Annotated in this window: 12 protein-coding genes; 11 read left to right on the plus strand and 1 reads right to left on the minus strand. The window is 54.5% G+C overall.

Going from position 1 to position 20,288, the window contains the following annotated elements; genetic code table 11:
• Window positions 1–37 precede the first annotated feature (37 nt).
• Window positions 38–226: a hypothetical protein gene (locus FHS27_RS00475; RefSeq protein WP_184300265.1), complete on the minus strand. Its 189-nt coding sequence runs from the start codon at window positions 224–226 to the stop codon at window positions 38–40.
• 338 nt (window positions 227–564) lie between these two features.
• Between FHS27_RS00475 and FHS27_RS00480 the strand changes: the two genes are divergently transcribed.
• The 11 genes from FHS27_RS00480 to FHS27_RS00530 all read left to right on the plus strand — a co-directional run bounded on the left by FHS27_RS00480 (window position 565) and on the right by FHS27_RS00530 (window position 20,255).
• Complete coding sequence (locus tag FHS27_RS00480) at window positions 565–1,812, plus strand: DUF1559 domain-containing protein (protein WP_184300268.1); 1,248 nt, start codon at window positions 565–567, stop codon at window positions 1,810–1,812.
• A 64-nt stretch (window positions 1,813–1,876) separates the two neighbouring features.
• On the plus strand, window positions 1,877–4,918 hold the full coding sequence (locus FHS27_RS00485) for an FG-GAP-like repeat-containing protein (RefSeq protein ID WP_315854447.1): 3,042 nt from the start codon (window positions 1,877–1,879) through the stop codon (window positions 4,916–4,918).
• A gap of 304 nt (window positions 4,919–5,222) precedes the next feature.
• Window positions 5,223–5,753, plus strand: coding sequence for a sigma-70 family RNA polymerase sigma factor (locus FHS27_RS00490; protein WP_063710222.1), 531 nt, complete (start codon window positions 5,223–5,225; stop codon window positions 5,751–5,753).
• Window positions 5,750–7,522: a LamG domain-containing protein gene (locus tag FHS27_RS00495; RefSeq protein ID WP_184300271.1), complete on the plus strand. Its 1,773-nt coding sequence runs from the start codon at window positions 5,750–5,752 to the stop codon at window positions 7,520–7,522. Before FHS27_RS00490 ends, FHS27_RS00495 begins: the two co-directional genes overlap by 4 nt.
• 128 nt (window positions 7,523–7,650) lie before the next feature.
• Entirely contained in the window at window positions 7,651–8,994 is a 1,344-nt protein-coding gene (locus FHS27_RS00500; RefSeq protein WP_184300274.1) for a DUF1501 domain-containing protein, read from the plus strand.
• An 81-nt stretch (window positions 8,995–9,075) separates the two neighbouring features.
• Window positions 9,076–11,544, plus strand: a complete 2,469-nt coding sequence (locus FHS27_RS00505) for a serine protease (protein WP_184300277.1) — start codon at window positions 9,076–9,078, stop codon at window positions 11,542–11,544.
• An 85-nt stretch (window positions 11,545–11,629) separates the two neighbouring features.
• Entirely contained in the window at window positions 11,630–13,921 is a 2,292-nt protein-coding gene (locus FHS27_RS00510; RefSeq protein WP_246418951.1) for a DUF1549 domain-containing protein, read from the plus strand.
• Window positions 13,922–14,005: 84 nt separating this feature from the next.
• Window positions 14,006–15,457, plus strand: a complete 1,452-nt coding sequence (locus tag FHS27_RS00515) for a c-type cytochrome domain-containing protein (protein WP_246418952.1) — start codon at window positions 14,006–14,008, stop codon at window positions 15,455–15,457.
• Window positions 15,458–15,462: 5 nt separating this feature from the next.
• A complete protein-coding gene (locus tag FHS27_RS00520) occupies window positions 15,463–16,533 on the plus strand; it encodes an amidohydrolase family protein (protein ID WP_184300280.1) in 1,071 nt (356 codons plus the stop codon).
• A 288-nt stretch (window positions 16,534–16,821) separates the two neighbouring features.
• The gene (locus tag FHS27_RS00525; RefSeq protein WP_009096082.1) at window positions 16,822–17,463 is read left to right on the plus strand and encodes a sigma-70 family RNA polymerase sigma factor; all 642 of its coding nucleotides are present in this window, start codon (window positions 16,822–16,824) and stop codon (window positions 17,461–17,463) included.
• Window positions 17,464–17,468: 5 nt separating this feature from the next.
• Window positions 17,469–20,255, plus strand: coding sequence for a serine/threonine-protein kinase (locus FHS27_RS00530; RefSeq protein ID WP_246419002.1), 2,787 nt, complete (start codon window positions 17,469–17,471; stop codon window positions 20,253–20,255).
• Window positions 20,256–20,288: the final 33 nt, after the last annotated feature.

Genomic DNA, 20,288 nt, shown 5'->3' on the forward strand with positions numbered 1-20,288 from the left:
CGCGTGTTCATTGCGTGGTGCCTGCGATCTTGCTTGCCTATTCCGCCATCACTTCTTTTTCAACGTCCTTCATGTCACGCTGAGTCATTTGTTGTTCAGCAATGATGGCTTCGTAGTTGGCGATTCCGTCGGGATCATCCTGGCCGATAACGGCTGGTTCGCCTGATCCACAACCGGTCAGGGCAAGGCTGCTGGCGAAGAAACATGTGAGGGCGAGCATTTTCATCGAAGAATCCTTCAAATGAGGTTGGAGACAAAAAGGAACACAGATACTGCACCTGCTTCCATTACAGCTAATGCCGCAAGGCGATGGGTCGTTCCGAACAAAATTGCGGCTTTTCGTTGAGTCGTTGGCATTGTTGCCCGCACGAATTTTTCTCGGAAATTTCATTCATTGCGCGTGACGTGTTCGGGGGGGGCGCCATCTGGATAAGCACGCGGGTTTACCCTTATGGCTGTGTTACGCGGCACAGGGGCACCTTCGGTGAGTCCAGCTCGATGGGAGACAATAGGCCCGCTTGCCTTGTTCCGGAGTTTTTTACCCCTCTGTATTGGTTTGGTGACATGTTAAGAAAATTTGGTTCGAAGTCGCGAGGCTTTACGCTCGTTGAGCTTCTGGTAGTGATTGCGATTATTGGAGTCCTTGTTGGGCTGCTCTTGCCTGCAGTTCAAGCGGCTCGCGAGGCGGCTCGGCGGATGAGTTGCAGTAACAATTTCAAGCAAATTGGGCTTGCTCTGCACAACTATCACAGTGCGTATGACCAGTTGCCGACGCAAGGAACTGGCACGATGTCAGCGACAGATCACTGGTTCTGGGGCGACAAAGATGACGGTAACTTGCATCGCCTAAGTTTCCTGGTCGGATGCACGCCATTTATTGAGCAGCAGGCTCTTTGGGAGCAGATTAGCAATCCGATGATCGGCCGTGTCGATGGCGCGGCTAGCGACCCTGGTGGGACGACCCCATGGCCTGCCTTTGGTCCGACTCCTGAAGAAATTCAGTACATTCCATGGTCGACGGAACTGCCTGCGTACCGCTGTCCAAGTGATCCGGGCACTGGATTGCCTGCCCTCGGACGAACCAATTACGCGGCTTGCATAGGTGACTCGATTGCGTGGTCCGCTCGTGGTGCGATCGACATTCGCGGAGAGCGTCACCCGAGGTATCAAACGGGAGATTATTACGGTGTGCGGACGCGTGCGTCATTGCGTGGAGCTTTCGTGACGCTGCAGTCAACCAAGTTTCGTGATTTTCTCGATGGGCTTGCCAATACTATCGCGGCCGGAGAAATCACGACAGACTTGGGTGACAACGATGTGCGGACGAGTCTGCCGAAGGCCGCAGGGTCGGTGACTGCAGAGAATACGATCCTGCTGAATCCTTCGGCGTGTCAGGATGATACGACTCCGTTGATCGACCCAACGCGTCCGCGTTTTTGGCATCCAGATACCGTGATGGGATCGGTCGCTGCGATGCGAGGGTTCCATTGGGCGGACGCGCTGGCGACTTATTCAGGTTGCTTCACGATTCTGCCCCCGAACCGAGAAAGCTGCACTTGGAATAAGGATCAGCCGTCGTGGCATAGTGGAGTTCTCGGCATGTCGAGTCGCCACCAAGGCGGTGCCCATGTGTTGATGGCCGATGGTGCAGTGAAGTTTATTACCGATTCAATCGAAGCGGGCGACTCTCGGGCGGCGATGGTCGAATACGGGAAGACTGGTACGCGGGCACCGGGTGCCAAGAGCCCTTATGGTTTATGGGGGGCTCTCGGAACGCGTGCGTCTAGCGAAGTTATCGACGGGGAATTTTGATGAACCACCGATTCGTTGATCGATTTCCCGCTCGACGAATGACATCTTTGGGACATTGAGAATCGTGTATCTCGAGAAATGCCGCCAGACGTTTTCACGCGTCTGGCGGTATCTGTTGGTGGGCGCTTTGTTGTTGGGATGCAGTCGTGCTCCCGATGCGGTGCAACCATCGCAAGTGCCCAGCAAGATGGAGGATTCCTCCGTGGTACCGCGGTCGATCGTCAGTGAGACGGAAGAGTCTACGTGGGACAGCATTAGCGAGTCGTCCGTCCAGGATCGCGAAACCGCGATTGCAACTGCGGAGCGACTTGCCACGCAAAATGACTTCGCCGGTGCATCTGAATTGCTTCAGAAATGGTTGCTGGTCAGTCCTGATGATGTTGAGGTGTTGTTTCGTTTGGCGAATGTTCGTGCGGCCAGCGGTCGGTTGGACCAAGCGATCGAACTGCTCGACGAGATCCCCGAAGAACACCCCGAAGCCGGTTTGCCTGCGTTGGGGCAATCGGCAGATTGGTGCTTTCAATTGCAGCGGTATGATGAGGCCGAATGTCGATACCGAAAAGTAATCGAGAAGGTACCTGCGGCAGTTCCGCCTCGCCGACAACTCGCCTACTTGCTCAACCGCCAAGGGCGTCGGCACGAGGCGGCGATGCAGATTTGCGAACTTTGTCGTCATGGCGATGTTCATCAAGACGAGCTGCATGCGTTGGTGATTTTGACCGATGCAATGTATGACGATCCGTCGCGGCCTGATGAGCTCGAGGAAGGGACGCTGCCCTATTGGCCTATCGGCGAGTGCGGCGAAGCACGTCGACTGTTTGCCGTGCAACAATACGATGACGTGATCTCGACGTTGCATGAAAGAGTTGAAGCTGGTGAAGCGATGCCAGCCGAGATGGCGTTATATGGTCGTGCCGTTGCAGAGACGCAAGATGATGATCGCTTTCGATGGTGGCTGGCGCGAACGACCTCTGAAACTAAAGACTTTGCCGACTATTGGGCAGCGATCGGCGCCTATGAGTCGCGGCATCATCGATTTCCTCAGGCGGTTCGCGCGTTAGGAGAGGCCATTTCCCGCGATCCATCGGATTTCATTTCGATCGGTCGTATTCGGCAACCGCTCATCGCGTTGGGGCATGTCGAGCTCGCGGACCGTTGGAACGTTCGCTGGTCCGCGCTCCGTGATACGATGAAGTTCAACAATCAGATCGCCCAATCGAACGAACCGAACGTTGATGCGATTGCGGCGTTGGCGGCGACGTTGTTCAAATTGGACCGACGTCTTGAAGCCGTACTTTGGAAAATACTCGAGAGCGGGTATCGAGGTCTGGCGATATCCGAAATTAAACGACTCAGTGTTGAGCGTCGCCGAATCGTCGCGACAGGAGAGGCGTTTCCTAGTGAACAGGAACGTTTGTGTGGTTTGGATTTGAATCGGTATCCGGTGCCGAAATTCGATGTGCTTCCATCGGAGCGATTGGGATTTCACGCGGCAAATCGTACCGATGAAAATACCGTCCACGCCTGTTTCACAAACGTGGCATCCAAATCGGGGTTGCATCACACCTATCGGGTGTCGAGCACTGACGCTTCGCAGCAGTATTCGATTCATCAGACCCTGGGCGGTGGTGTTGCGGTGATTGATTTTGATTTGGACGGTGCGGCTGATTTGGCGTTCGCTCAAGGTGGATCCGATCCGCCTTCTTTTCGAGGCGACGTTTCCAATCAGCTTTATCGCAATGCGGACTCGGTATTTGTGGACGTAACGAATGCCAGTGGAACGACTGAATTGCAATACAGTTTGGGGCTAACGAGTGGTGATTGGAATCAAGATGGCTTTCCTGATCTTGTCGTTTCCAACATTGGGACGGGGGTGTTGTTGATCAACAACGGTGATGGCACTTTTTCACGCCGCACGTTGTCGAATTCGGATAACCGTGAGCGAGTTCCCTCCTCGATCGCGATGGGAGACCTGGACGGAGATCACCTGCCGGACATTTTTCAGTGCGTCTATGTCGACGATCCTGATATCAACCGAAAGCCACCTTTGGATGCATTGGGACGGGTTGTACGAGCGGTTTCGCCGGGAGAATACCGGGTGGGTGCGGATGAGATAATGATCAATGACGGTGAAGGAGATGTTCGGTCCACTTCTTTTCGAGATCGTGATCACAGTTACGCACTGGGCGTCGTCGTGACTGATCTTGATGGGAATCCAGGTAACGAGTTGTTTGTCGGAAACGACCTGCTCCCGAATCAACTCTGGACTCGCGATCGTGTCGAACAGGATTGGAACGATGTCGCCACGCTGAAGGGATGTGCGTTTGACGATAGCGGTGTGGCGACGGGTTCGATGGGAATCGCGATCGGCGACTTCGACTCAAGTGGAACACTCGATATTCACGTTTCAAACTATGAAAATCAGAATTCGACTCTCTTTTTGGCTGACAAGGACGCCTATCAAGATCGCAGTGTTCCGTTTCGCCTTGCCGGCCCGACCCGCAGTATGGTCGGATTTGGCAGCCAAGCAATCGATTTTGACAACGACAGCAATCTCGATCTGATGATTACGAACGGTCATCTCGATGATTCGATGGAGAACCATTCGAGTTTCCGTCAACCACCGCAATTGTTATCGAATTCGGGAAGCGACTTTCGATTGGTCGAAGTCTCGGATCCGTCGGGCTATTGGGCGTCCAACTATTTGGGACGCGGAATGGCTCGGTTGGACTTTAACCGCGATGGTAAAAATGACGTGGTTATCACCCACATCGGCCAACCTTCCGCACTGCTGTTGAACGAGACTTCGACGAACCATCATTGGATGCAAGTTCAATTGATCGGAACGGAAAGTGAACGTGATGCGATCGGCGCACGCGTTCACGCCCGTTGGAGCAAGCGAGAGGCGGTCGAGTGGTCCGCAGCAGGCGACGGTTACCTGAGTCGCAACGAGCATGTGATCTCATTCGGGCTCGGTCCGGCGTCGACTCCCGTCGAGATTGAGGTTCGTTGGCCGAGTGGGAAACGCCAGGTGCATCGCGATATCAAAGTCGATCAACGCGTTTTGATTGTGGAGGGACAGGCAGAACATTATGGGGTGTTTTAGACGTTGGTTGGCTCTGCGAATCTGATTGCAATCTGACCGCGTGACACCGGAAATTCACCATCGGGTTCGTATGCGCGGTATCCGTGGTAGCGAGTAACCTTTTGAGCTTCTCGTTCGCATCGGAAGGGTACGAACGTCCAGTGGGATGGGCCGAGTAATATCGGTTTCTGTTTAAAAGCACTGTGCCATTACTGTGTTGTCCCATTATCTTCTGATTAGGCGTGACATCGCGCCTCTGTGCGCCATGTACTTTTGGAGCGAAACCGCAGTTCCCCACCTATTGCGAGATTGCTGGAGACGACTAATGGAAGACAACACCACTGACAATCGAGCACCTGATGAATTTGTTCGGGAACTCACTCGAACGCAAAATCGGCTGTACGGTTTTGTGCGATGTTTGCTGTTTGACCCCAAGGATATCGATGACGTGTTGCAGGACGTAAATGTTGTTTTATTGCGTAAGCACGATGAGTTTGAAATGGGAACCAATTTTTGGGCTTGGGCATCCACCATCGCGAGATTTCAGGTTTTAACGTACTGCAAACGGCTCGGGCGTGACCGGCTTGTTTTTGACGATTCACTGCTGGAATTGATTGCCTTGGACGTGCGAGAAATGGGGAGTGAAATCGACGACCGGATGGAGGTGTTGCAGGGTTGTATGGAAAAACTGCCGACGCCCCAACGACAGCTCTTGAGCATGCGTTACGAGCCCGACTCTTCGTTGAGGTTGATCGCCGAGTCGTTGGACCGAACGGTCGGGTCGGTTCGTCAAGCACTTTTTCGAATCCGAGAATCGTTGCTGGGTTGCGTTCAACAAAAATTGAAGGCGTCATGATGGATGAACAAAACGAACCTTCGCGTTCTTCTTTGCAAGCGTTGCGTCGAGACCGTGAATACATCGAACTGCTGTCCCTGGCGATTGATGGAACGCCCAGTGAGAAGGATTTTACGAACCTGCAAGAGCGTCTGAAGACGGATTCGGAAGCGAGGAAACACTACATCCGTCATCGGCTTTTGGAAGCAGGCATTGCCCGTGAGGTATCGGTCGATGCGGTTGGTGGGATGGTGGACCAGATTGGATATGCGGCGGACGTGAAGCCGGTAGATTCAGAGGCGGAAGTCCGTTCGCTCGAAGCCCTTTCACGATCCATCGAAACCGCTAGTTCATACAGGGGTGTCACGCAACGTCAATCGCGATGGAGTATGTGGATCGGTCAGCACGCGGCAGTGATCATTCCTTGGGTCATGTTGGTTGGTGGGTGTGTTGCGGTGCTCATCGGTCAGCGTCCAAACTTTTGGTTTGAAGGCGAGTCGGTTGTTCTGCCTTCACCGGTGGCGGTTGCCCAGGTCGATCATACCGACGCTCAAGTGACGGCGATGTTGGTCGATGAGGCGGGGGCTAAGTTTGCTGACAATCGATCGACCGATGACGTCATCTTTTCGCCGGGCGATTACGAATTGTTGGAAGGCACCGTTCACTTGCGGTTTGCCAGTGGAGTGGATCTGGTGATGAAGGCACCCGCGAAATTGGCGATCGACGATTTGCTGCACGCCCGTTTGGCGTTTGGTGCGGTGCGAGCGATTGTTCCGCCGTCGGCTGTCGGATTCACGATTGCGACTACGGACGTGAATTTCGAAGACGTGGGCACCGAGTTCGGTTTGAATGTTTCGAAGAAGACTGGTGAAAGCACCATGCAGGTGTTTGATGGTCAAGTGAACGTGCGCGAGTCCGCAACCAACGGTTTGATGAAGAGTGTGTACGAAGGTGATTGGGTGCGGTATGCCAACGGGAAAGCCAAGCAAGGTGGCGAGCCGGACGGACAGCAGTTTCCGTCGCCGGGCGAGATTGGTTATTTGCGTTGGAAAACCATTGGCCAGCATCACACCGATGACCCGAGTTTGATTGGCTGGTTCCCGTTCATTAAGAAAGAAGATTCGGAGACGCTCTTCAACTCGGCATCGAACTCTGTCGTCACGTCCGGTCGTATTCATGGACCGCGTTGGGTTTCGGGGCGATGGGCGGGGAAAGAGGCGTTGTTGTTTGATCGAGACACGGATTTTGTTGAGTTTGAAATTCCAGGGGAATATCAAGAAATCACGGTTGCTGTTTGGCTGCAGGTGGATCGACTCGATCGAGAAATGATTGCGATCTGTAATTCAAATCATGGTGACGACGGTGATTTGCACTTTCAAATGAACCGCTATGGGTTGCCTCGCGGCGGCATCATGGGGGCGCCACGCGAAGAACTTCGATGGGTTGGTGATCCCGTTCCTATTGGTAAGTGGGTGCACGTCGTTTCGGTTACCTCGATTCCTGATTGTCGAAGCGATATCTACGTCAATGGAAAAATAGTGACGCAGAGCACTCTCGTTCAAAGCGATTTCAAGATCAGTCCGGGTGTGTGTCGGTTAGGAAATTGGGTCTCGTATGCGCAGTTTTCGGAACGGCCGCCACGCTCCCTTCGCGGACGAATGGATGAAGTCGCGATCTGGAAGCGTGCGTTAACTGATGAAGAGATTTCAACGCTCGTCGATGAAGGCCGACCGAGTCTGGTCTGGTCGCGTGACAATCCACCGCTCGAACATCCGTTGCCCAAACCATAGCCGCTGCCCTTCTTTTCCTCCCACCGCACATCCCGCCTTCCTCCTCCCGCCTAAGGAAATTGAATATGTCGAACTTAAATCGGTCTAGCGATGCGCCTAATCGGCACGGTTGCACGGGTTTTCGCTCGATGATGAATCGCCGTGCCGCGATCCAAGCCGGAGTGTGTGGTGGATTGGGGCTCTCGCTCGGTGACATGTTTCGATTGCAATCGCAAGGCGGTGATGCGTTCAGCATGACTCAGGGGAAAACGCTGAAAGATCCCAAAGCACTCAGCGTGATTCAGTTGCACCTGGGCGGTGGTGTTCCTCAGCACGAATCGTTTGATCCGAAGCCGGAATCACCGGTGGAATATCGCGGGGCATTCGGGGTTACCAAGACAAACACCGGAGAAATCTTTAGCGAAAACTTTCCTGCGACCGCGGCGGTCGCTGACAAGTTGACCGTGATCCGCAGCATGGTGGGGAAAATTCCGGACCACGCGACTGCCACGTATCACCTTTTCACGGGATACACGCCAACAGCGGTGATCGATTTCCCGCAGATGGGGGCAATTGTTTCTCACGAGTTGGGCAAACGTGGCGAGTTGCCGCCGTACGTTGCGATTCCCAACAACCACAGCTTTGCGGGAGGCACTGGGTTTCTCAGCAGCACTCACGGTCCGTTCGAACTCAACGCTGACCCTGCCGAGCGAAACTACAAAGTCAAAGACTTTTCGATTCCTGAGCGTGTCTCGATGCAGCGATTTGATCGTCGCAAAACTGCGCGTGAAATCGTTGAGCAAAAGATCAGAAGTCTCGAAGCGGATCCTACGACCTTGGATACGATGGATGACTTCTATCAACAAGCCTACACGCTGTTGACGTCGCAGGAGTCGCAAGCGGCGTTCGCTCTCGATGGTGAGACCGAAGAAACCTTCGAATTGTACGGACGCGATGTCGTTGGGCTTAAAGGGCCTGACAACCGCTTTCATCCCAAGGGACTCGCCGAGAAGATGATTGTGGCTCGAAGGTTGGTCGAATCCGGTGTTCGCTTCGTCACCGTGACCTATGGCAGTTGGGATTCTCACGTCGATGTCCAAAGAGACTGCCTGGACCAAATGCCGGCGTTAGATCACGCGATTTCGGGACTGATCACTGACTTGGATCGCCGTGGACTACTCGACACGACAATCTTTTGGGTGACGTCGGAATTTGGTCGAACACCGAAAATCAATAACACCAGCGGACGAGACCATTGGGCGCGAAACTATTCGATGTTGGTGGCGGGAGGCGGTTTCTCGCCCGGGCTCATTTATGGAGCGAGTGATTCGATCGGCGGTGAACCTGCACGTGACGCGGTGCCGTTGGAAAACTTGATGCACACGATCTATCACCAACTCGGAATCGATGCAAACAAAGAGTTGTTGGCGTTCGGGACCCGCCCGATCGAGATCATCAAGGATGGAAAGTTGCTCAAAGGATTGCTGAGCTAAATTCTGCGACTCACCATGCCGGGTCTAGTCCAAAAATAGTCACTCTCTTATCCCTCCCCGCTTGCCCCACCTGAACTCATTATGCACGTGCGAATTTCCGCCATCGTGTTCTCGTTGTTTTGTTTGACCAATGTTTGCATTGGCGCGATGACCAAGGCAATCGAGTCCGTCCATCCCCGAATCGCTCAACGAGGATCGACCGTTGAGGTGACGATCAGTGGAGTGTCGTTGGATGATCCGAAAGAGATCATTTTCTATCGACCGGGAATTCGTGCAACCGGACTAAAGGTGTCTGAAACGCCACCGAGGAGACGTCATGTCATGCATGGTGGCTATATCGCTGAATCGATCGTGTGCCAGTTCGAAATTTCGCCGGATTGCCCCGCCGGGGAACACGCGTTTCGTCTGCGAACGTCCGACGAGTTAACCTGCATTGCTACTTTCCATGTCACCCCGTTCCCGGTCGTGGATGAGAACGAGCAGGAACGCAACAGCAACGACGGGATGGATACCGCAGTCGAAGTGACGCCAAATGTCAGTGTTCGCGGACGATTGAACAATGGTGCTCGCGGGGATGTGGACATGTACAAGATGCCTGTTAAGTCGGGCCAGCGTTTGGCCGTCGAGGTAGCCTGTGCCCGCATCGCGGATACTCACTATGGGGATTCGGAATTCGATACTGCCGTTCGAGTATTGGACGAAAGTGGACGCGAGTTGGCGGCGAACGATGACAATTCGTTGTTGATTCAGGACCCGATCGTGTCACTCAAGGTGCCACGGGACGGGTATGTTTTTGTGGAAGTCGCACGTTCCATTTTTGTGCCTTCGGACCGTCCCTATTGCGTGCACATTAGTGATACGCCACGGCCTCTAGCAGCGTTTCCGCCAGGCGGTCAATCCGGTCAGGTCGAGAAGATTCGGTTGATCGGCGACGCGTTGGGGGATGTTGAAAAACAGATTCACATTCGCGACCTCGATGGAACGTTTGACTACTTTAGTGATTCGCCTACGCCGATTCCGTTGCGAAGTAGCCCCTATCCCAATGTGATGGAGAACCCAACGGCACGCGTCACCGATGTTGAGGTACTTCCGATCGCCATCAACGGGATCATCGATACTGGCGAAGAGTCGGACAGCTATCGTGTTCATGTTCGCAAAGGTGATCGTTGGCACGTTCGGGTGTATTCGACGACGTTGGGATCACCGATTGATCCGCGACTCCGAATTCGTCCGATCGATGAGGATGGCGAGCCTGGGAAACCGGAAGTCGATCTTGATGATGTGACGTTGGAGGAACGTGACGTTTACGGAACGAACTATCGTTCACGCAGCGGTTTGCCCGACACATTGGATCCGTCTGTTGTTTGGGAACCCAAACAGGATGGCGATTATCTCATCGAGCTGCACGATTCGAGTGGCAGTGGTGGACCAACGGGCATTTATCGCATCGAAATCGAATCGCCTCGTACACTCTTTCAGACCGTGCTAAAGAGTACGACGTTCGATTGGACCGAATCGATGCGAGTCACCGGGTTGGCTGTTCCACAGGGCAATCGCTGGACCGTGAACGTGAACATGCCGCAGGGGCAATGCGACACAATCCAAGGCGACTTTGAAGTCATCGCTCGAGGGCTTCCTGACGGGATGAAGCTGATTGTTCCGCCGATGCCGAAAGGGAAAATCCCTGGCGTTTGGCCGATGCAGTTGGTTGCCGATGCGGATGCCGAACCGGCCGGAGCGGTGATTACGCTCGACGCGATCCCTTCGGATCCGAACGAGATTGTCGAAAGCCGGTCAGTGCAACAGGTGCCTTTCATTAACCATTCGGGCGGGGACGCATGGAACACCGTTCGTGTGGACTCCTATATCACGGCCGTGGTTGATCCGGCACCGTTTTCGATCGAGTTATTCAAACCGTCGGTGCCGTTGGTTCGCGGAGGCGAGTTGGCATTGCCCGTCAAAATTCATCGCCAACCGGGCTTCGAGGGCGCGATCGAATTCGGGGCCGTTTGGTCACCTCCTGGGTTGGCGATTCAGCCACCTCAAACGATCCAACCCGGTGAAACGGAAGGCTTCTTACGAGTTTCGGCAACCAATGGGGCGCAGTTGACAACATGGCCGCTGGTCGCGATCGCGAGCACAGTTCGTGATGACATTGATCCCTATTTGGGTGTTGGGCACACACGGGTTTCGTCTGAGTTCATCGGATTGACGGTTGCTGATCGCTACGTCGAATTGGCCGCGAGTCCAGAGAGTGTCCGCCGAGGCGAACGGAAGTCCTTTGTCTGGAATGTCAAGCACAAGAACACGTTTGATGGCGAGGCACGTGTCCGGTTGCTCGGATTGCCCAAGGGAGTGAACGTCATCGATCCCATGCCGACATTGAACAAACAGTCCAAAGAGGTGCGGTTCCAAATCGAAGCGACCGACGAAGCTCTGTTGGGATCAGCCACGGGTTTGGCGTGCGAAGTCATCCTGGAGGCGGAGGGGCAAGAAATCGTCCAGCGGACCGGCAATGGCGTGCTGAGAATTGACCCCGGACAGGGTTAACGCCATGACCACCGAAGCCTCACCGCACTCCCATCGAATCGTTCTTTGCCCGGCATGTACCGCCACGGCCTCGAGGAATAACACCATGAATCTCTCACACCATTCGCCTTTCGTTATGCCGACTGCATCCAATCGATCAATGAAGTTTCGAGGTTTTTGGATGCGCAGTCTGCTGATCGGTATGACCGGTTGGTTGATTGCTGCTGCGGCGGTCACCGCCAGTGACCAGGTCGCCGAGGCCGACACGCCTAGTTTTCGTCGAGACGTGATGCCGGTGTTCTTTCGAGCCGGTTGCAACGCCGGTTCGTGTCACGGTGCTGCCAGCGGGAAAGACGGATTCATGTTGTCGTTGTTTGGGTACGATCCGAAAGGAGACTATCACCGCACGGTCAACGAAATGGTGGGACGCCGAGTGAACACGGCGATTCCGGAACAGAGTCTGTTGTTGTTGAAGTCTACTGGTGATGTCACCCACACCGGTGGGAAACTGTTTGATGAAGACAGCGAGTACTATCAAACGCTCTATCGATGGATCGCGGCGGGGGCACCGGATGATTCAGATTCGGTTCCCGAAACCGTGGAGGTCATCCTTTCCAAACAACGCTTCCTGTTTGAAGAAAAAGGAGCCAAGGACCGACTGCGAGTTGGCGCGGTCGCGAATGACGGTTCCAAACGATTGGTCACTTCGCTCGCTCGATTTCACAGTAACAACGAAAGCGTGGCGACGATTGACGACAACGGCAACGTCACTGCAGTTGGACCGGGAGACACGTATGTGTTCGCTCGCTATAGCCGGTTTACGATTGGTGCAGAGGTCATTGTGTTGCCGCCTGCCGAGGGGTTTCAGTGGCCCGATCCGCCTGCGACGAACTACATCGATGAATTGGTGTTTGATCGTTTGCAAAAGCTGCGAATCACACCGTCAGAACTTTGCGATGATGAAACGTTTTTGCGACGCGTGACCTTGGATTTGGCGGGACGCACGCCGACGGTGGAGGAATACGAGGCGTTTGTTAACGGTGATCGGGATCGCACCGCGAAGATTGATGAACTATTGGCCGATGACGAGTTTGCCGATTTGTGGACCGCGTTGTGGGCCGAGCAATTGCGAATTGTGGGCGGCAACTATGCTCCTGCGGCCACTCACGTCAAAGCGGCCATGTCGTTCTATGAGTGGATTCGAAAGCAGATGCGTTCGGGACGTCCGCTGAATGAGTTCGTCGAAGAAATGGTTGTGGCTTCGGGAAGTAATCTCACCAACGGTCCGGCGAACCTCTACACGATGATGGTTCACGGGCCACGTTTTGAACCGAAGGCGTTTGCGGCCGATTTTTCTCAAGTGTTCCTTGGCGTGCAAATTCAGTGTGCCGAATGTCACAACCATCCGTTCGACCGTTGGACACAAGACGACTACTACAGTTTTGTCAGTTTCTTTGCCGGGATGAAACGCAAACCCGGTGTCGAGCCGCGGGAGCGACGGATCTTCTACGACACATCGACACCGCCGATGAAGCACGTCGTGGACCAACGACCGATGCCTGCCCGCGTGCTCGGTGGTATTGAACCGGTCTCCAGCGATGGAGATCCACGAAAAGAACTCGCGCGTTGGTTGACGTCGCCGGACAACGAGATGTTTAGCCGGAATATTGCCAACCGGATTTGGGCCCAGTTGCTCGGTACCGGAATTGTTGAACCGGTCGACGATATCCGAGTCAGCAATCCACCCGTTAACGGACCACTGTTGGATGCTCTTTCGAAACGTCTCGTGGAGTCCGGTTTTGATTTGAGGACATTGGTTCGTGATATTTGCAATTCGCGTGTTTACCAATTGAGCATTCAACCCAATGCGTCCAACTATGGGGACACACGACAATTTTCGCATGCTCATTTACGTCGCCTGCGGGCCGACGTGCTGTTGGACTCCGTTGCCACGGCAACAGGGATGAATGCGTCGTTTCCCGGTTTCGCGAATGGGACGCGTGCGATCAACTATTTCCCTATTGTCGGTGGTGATACGGGAGGGCCGAATTATGGCACTCCGTTTTTCAAGACGTTCGGTCGTTCCAGTCGTGCAACCGTTTGTGCGTGCGAAACCAACACGCAGCCCACGTTGTCTCAAACATTGCACCTAGCCGTCGGCGAGACCGTTCAGAAACGTTTGTGGGCGGGTGGGGAAATCAAGAAATTGGTTGCGTCCAAAGACACGCCCGAGCAGATTCTTGACGAACTCTTTGTAAGGGCACTTAGTCGGCAACCGACACAGGACGAAATCGCCGCTTTGGTCGAAGCCGTCGGTGAATCGAAAAACGACCCGAGCGTCTATGAAGACATCTTCTGGGGATTGTTCAATTCAACAGAATTTTCGTTTAACCATTGATGTCGCGGAGTCTGTTTTGAGACCGATTGGCCTCGGTTGTCTGCCTTTTTGATTCGACGTGATGTTCCTTCTTCAGATAATTCAATGAACTCATTTTCCGTACAAAGACGCTTGTCGCTGTTGATCCTTTCTGTGCTCGTCGCGGTGCTTATTTGGCTGGCTCCATCGGATATGGATGCAGCCGAGATGACCGGCGAGAGTGACCATGACATGCCGGTCACCTATGACGATCACGTCGCTGCGATCTTGAAACGTCACTGCTGGCAGTGTCACGGAGAATCGAAACAAGAGGCGGGCATCAATCTGGCCAGCTACGCGGACGTCGCCGGCAGCGATGAACTCGTGGTTGCGGGGAGATCCAGTGCGAGTCGGTTGCTAGAAATCATTCTGGCTGAAGACCCCGTCGAGCGAATGCCACCCGAAAATGATCCTTTGCCGAAAGAACAGATTGCACTGATTAAGGCGTGGATCGATTCGGGATTGCGAGAAAATTCAGGCAGCAAGGTCGAAAAGAATCGGGGCATCGAATTTCGGCCGACCGCGATGACGGATCTTGAAGATGGTCCACTGCCGATGCCCGAAGGATTGTCACCGGTGGCTCCACGAGAAACGTTGCGACCATTCCCTGTCATCGCGTTGGCGTCGAGCCCTCGGGCACCACTGGTAGCGATTGGTTCGTACGAACGTGTTGAACTGATCCATACCGAAACTCAAGAAACGATCGGTTTGCTCGCGTTCCCCGAAGGTGAGCCGCATGTGTTGCAGTTCAGTCGATCAGGCCGATTGTTGATGGTGGCGGGTGGACGTCCGGTTCAAAACGGCGTTAGCGTGTTGTTCGACGTCCAGACGGGTAAACGACTCGCCGAGATGGGAGATGAAACGGACGTGGTTATCGCCGCGGACATCTCGCCGGACGAACGTCGAATCGCGATCGGCGGGTCGGGACGTGTCGTGAAAATTTTGTCGACCGAGACAGGAGCGGTGCTGCATACGTTGGTCAAACACACCGATTGGGTGACCGCGGTTGCGTTCAGCCCGGATGGAAGCTTGTTAGCGTCGGCGGATCGTGTCGGCAATATACATCTTTGGGATGGTGAGAACGGCGGTGTCATTCGCCCGCTGGCTGAGCACAAGGCGTCGGTGACGGCGCTCGCGTGGCGTTCGGACTCGAAATTGCTGGCCTCCAGTGGTGAAGACGGCTTGATCGTTTGGTGGGACGTCGCGAAAGGCTGGCCACTTTTCTCGAAACCAAAAGCGCACCCACCCAAACGACCCGCTGGTGTTTATGGCGAGATTCCCAATGGCGTGTTGGATCTGCGGTTTGGACCTGCCGGGGAATTGGTCAGTTGCGGACGTGATCAAAAGGTTCGTGTTTGGGCGAGCGATGCAAAAGAGACTAAGGTTGTGCGGATCGAGAACGATGAGTCGAACGCCAATATTCAAATTCTTCCGCTACAATCGGTGTTGACCTTCGATGGTGCCACCGCAATCACAGGCGACTCGGCAGGCATCCTTCATTCCCACGCCGTTAAATAGCAGTAATGTTAAAACGAAATCGTCGAGCATGGATCGCGAGTGCATTGGCTGTTGCCGCGAGTCTGACTCTGATGATCCTGCCCTTCGATGTTCGTGCGGACGAACCGCGTGATCACGATGCGTCCGGTGGAAGTTCGTCCATCGAAGATGGCGAAACGCGATTGAGTGAGTTTCTTGATGGGCTCGATATCATTGATTGCCATACGCATTTCTATGATCCGAGTCGACCGGAGGGCGTTCCCTGGCCTGCGAAAAATTCATCGTTGTATCGAACCGTGCTGCCCGAAAATTTGCGTCGTCTAAAACAGTTTCGGCCGGTAACGGGAACTGTGGTTGTGGAAGCAAGTTCATGGGTGGACGACAATGCGTGGTTGTTGAAGTTGGCCGAAGCGGACCCGTTTATCGTGGGCATCGTGGGACGGCTGCATCCAGGTGACGATGAATTCGCGGAGCAGTTGAATCGCTTTGCGGCGAATCCTTTGTTTCGCGGTATTCGCATCTCAGTGCGTTTGCTCGATCAGCTTCTAGAGGAGAATAGCGAGAACCCGGCGTCACTGGACGACTTGGTTCTGCTTGCCGAGCGTGATTTGTCTCTCGATGTCAATGGAGGCACTGAGACTCCCGCGATCGTGGCGAGGCTTGCGGAGAAGATTCCGAATCTGCGTATCGTTGTGAACCACGTCGGCAACGTTGCGGTGACTTCGGACCCGCCACCGTCGGCGTGGCGGGCAGGCATCGAGGCTGCTGCGGAACATCCGAATGTGTTTTGTAAAATCTCAGCCTTGGTTGAAAAGGCATCGCGTGAGGGTGGAACTTCGGCACCGGATGATCTGGAGTTCTATCGCCCTTATTTAGATATCGTGTGGAACGCGTTTGGCGACGACCGGGTGATTTATGCTAGCAATTGGCCCGTCTCGGAACGGGGAGCGAGCTATGAAACGTTGCAGCGAATCGCGTTTGAGTACGCAGTCGAACATGGAGCGGAGGCGACGAGGAAGTTCGCATCGTTGAACGCGAAGCGGGCGTATCAATGGATCGAACGTCCCGGTCGCCGTCGCGAAACGGGCAGCGAGTAACACGTGTTGTCTCCGACATGGTTCTTGTCAGGAAGGCGTGACTTATCCGTGGTGGAAGGTGTCCGTGGACTCTGGAGTTCGTTACTAAATGTTGGACTCTGGCGTGGGATCCTGTTTTGGGGCAAACTGACGTTCGGTGATCGTGATGTCCGCCGAGTTTGGCGCGGCCTAGAGTATCGCGAAACACCAGTTGGCATGCTCGAATGTTTCGTCGCCATGAAGTTTTCGGCTCGATTGCGGTTGAGAGTTTGCTGACGCTTACGTTCCCGATGGATCGAGACGACGGTAATGAGCAACGCAGACACGCCGGATGACGCGCAATCGCCTGTCCCAGAATTGCTGAAAAAGGCTCGGGATGAAGGAACGCAATCGCTGGGCGAGTTGTTGCAGTTGTATCGTAATTATTTGACGGTCTTGGCGACGACTCAGTTGGACGGACGGTTGCGTCGGCGGATGAACCCGTCCGATTTGGTTCAGGAAACCATGTTGGGTGCCCACCGCGATTTTGAAGCGTTTCGTGGAGGCAGCGAGCAAGAGTTATTAGCGTGGCTGCGCCAGATTTTGGTGAACTGTTTGCGAACCGCGATCGACGTGCATTTCAATGCACAGAAGCGAGACATGCGTCGTGAAATTTCGATCGAGCATGTCAGTGACGCGTTAGACAACAGCGCTGCCAATTTCGCCAACGTGCTGGCCGATCGAGGTCCGTCGCCGAGCGAACCGATGCGGCGTCGTGAACGGGCCGTCGAGTTAGCAGACCAGCTCGCGAAGTTGCGTCCGCAGTACCGTGACGTGATCGTGTTGCGAAATCTGCAAGGGTTGTCTTTTGAAGAGATCGCACAACGACTCGACCGCAAACCGGGCACCGTGCGGATGCTTTGGTTGCGCGCGATGGACAAATTCAAAGAGTCCTACGAGGCGAATTCGTGAGCGACATGGACTTCTCCTCGATCTCGGATTTGAGTCTCGAGCCGGCGATGACGCGAGGACTGAGTTTGCAGCAAAAGCAACGCCTCACTGTCTTGCTGGACCGCTATTTGATCGCGTTGGAGGAAGGTGCTCCGCCGTCGATCGAAGATCTCGCTGACGATGATCCGGAGCTCGTCGAACCACTGCGATCTTACGTGTCGGGGTTGGAAGATCTGCACCACATTGCCGCGGGCTTTGTTCCCCAAAGCGATTCGGATGAAACCGAACGAGAGGAAACGCCGGAGAAAGTGCTCGGCGATTTTCGATTGCTCGAAGAGATTGGTCGTGGAGGCATGGGGGTTGTTTACCGTGCCAAACAGATCTCGCTTGATCGGACCGTCGCGATCAAGTTGTTACCGTTTGCGGCCGTGCTCGATTCTCGGCAGATTGCTCGTTTCAACAACGAGGCTCAAGCTGCTGCACAATTGCATCATCCGAATATTGTGCCCGTTTATACCGTTGGGGCCGTTCGAGGAGTTCACTACTATGCCATGCAGTTCATTGACGGACAGTCGTTTGACGAGGTCATCACGGACCAGAGCAACAACGGCATGTTGCCCGCGATTAATGACATTGTCCGAATTGGGATTCAGATTGCCGATGCGTTGCATGCGGCACATGAATTTGGTGTGATCCATCGCGATATTAAGCCGTCCAACGTGATGGTGGATCGTGGTGGAAAAGTGTGGGTGACGGACTTTGGTTTGGCGCGTTGTCAAACCGACGCGACGCTGACGAAGACAGGAGACATTGTCGGCACGATGCGGTACATGAGCCCCGAGCAAGCAAGGGGAGAATCCGCGATTGTTGACGGACGAACGGACGTGTATTCGCTCGGGGCGACGTTGTATGAAATGCTGTGTTTGCAACCGGCGTTTGATGGTGGGGATGCTCCTGCGGTACTGCGTCATATCGATGAACGCAACCCGCCGCCGCTGCGCACGATTCGCCCCGACGTGCCTCAGGATTTAGAAACGGTGATCGCCAAAGCGATGGCCAAAACGCGAGACGGTCGCTATGACACGGCAGCCGATTTGGCGATCGATTTACGGCATGTGTTGGCAGGCGAACCAACGATCGCGCGTCCTCCCACGTTGGTGGACCGTTTGTCACATTGGGCCGTTCGACACCGTGGAATCGTCACTGTATCGCTCGTCCTCGTCGTGCTCGCGTTGGTGGGACTCTCGGTGAGTACGGCGCTGATTTCGACGGCGAAACAGGAGTCGGACATGAATGCCGCTCGCGCCGCCGATAGCGATCGGTTGTCACGTGCGGCGGTAGATCGATTGGGGGCACAGATGGCCGAACTGTTGGCGGATGTTCCGGGAGCGGATGCGGTGCGTCGCCAATTGTTGCAAGAGACGCTGTCCTACTATGAGGACTTCGCAGCGAGGGCTGACGACGATCCCGGATTGATGCATGACTTAGCGATCACGTATGGGAAGATCGGTTCGATTCAAAGTGAGGTTGGTGCGACGGACGAAGCGGTCGCTTCGCTGGAAAAGTCGTTGGGATTGTTCGCGGCGCGCTCGAAGGCGGAACCATCCAATCGTGAGCGACAACAAGAGCTCGCAACTGGTGAAAACAATTTGGCGTTGGCGCTCGAACAGGCCGGGCGATACGAAACGGCAATGAAACGATATCTGTCGGCGATCGAACGGCAAGAACGGTTGTTGAATGACGAACCAAGTGATGTCGATGCCAAGGCCGGTCTATCGCTCTCGCTCAGCAATTTGGGGTTGTTATTAAGCAAGACCAAGCAGTTCGAGCAAGCGGAAACTTCATATCGTCGCAGCATTGAGTTGGTGGAGTCGATCGCGGAAGAGAGTCGGATGCCGTCGTTAGAAAGGCAGTTGGCGTCGACGTATCAAAACCTCTCCGGTTTGTTGACGAAGAGTGATCCCACGCGAGCGGTGCAGTACGCTCGCACGGCGCTTCAAAACCAGATGGACGAGTTGAAAGCCGAGCCAGGGAATCCCAAAACGGCCAATCGCGTTGCGTTGACATTGAACAGTCTCGGGGCCGCGCAGTCGGAGGCGGGGGACGTTGAGTCATCGTTGGATTCGTACCGGCAAGCGATCGACATTCAAACACAATTGCTCGAGCGTTGGCCGGAACAATTGACCTATCAACGCGATATTGCGGTGACACAAAACAATTACGGTTTGGCGTTGGCAGGGCAGAAGCGGTACGACGAAGCCAGTCTCGCGTTTGAGAACGCGTTGACGTTCCAGATCCCGCTAGCGGAATTGTTTGTCGGCGACGTGGATCTGCAGAGCACGCTCGGTGGTGTGTACAACAATTTGGGGTTCGTTCAGGAGCGACTCGGCGAGACCGAAAAAGCGATTGAGGCCTACCGATTGGCGGTCAAACATCAGTCTCTCGCGCATCGTGCGGCACCCGAGGTTCCTCAGTACCGTGAGTTTTTGAGTAAACATTATTTCAATCACGCAACGTTGCTAACGGAATCGGGGCGAATCAGTGACGCGGTGGAGGCGGCTCGCAAACGTCGCGATCTGTGGGAGGGTGACGGTGTGCGGCTCGCGGGTGTTGCCGAAGAGTTTTTGAGGATCGCCGAAAACGCACATCCCGCGGGTGATCTCTCCGATGACCGTTCATTGTCAAAATCTGACTGTGTCGAATGTGCCGTCGAAACCATGCGAATGGCGATCGAGGCGGGGTTTGATCCGCCAGATGGGTTGCTCAATCGTCCGGAATACCGATCCTTGCAAATACCGATTCGGCTGGACTGAATTCGGTGGATTAAACTAGTATCAATGGCAACG

Origin of the sequence: Aporhodopirellula rubra (assembly GCF_014192335.1) — a bacterium.
Lineage (GTDB): Bacteria > Planctomycetota > Planctomycetia > Pirellulales > Pirellulaceae > Rhodopirellula > Rhodopirellula rubra.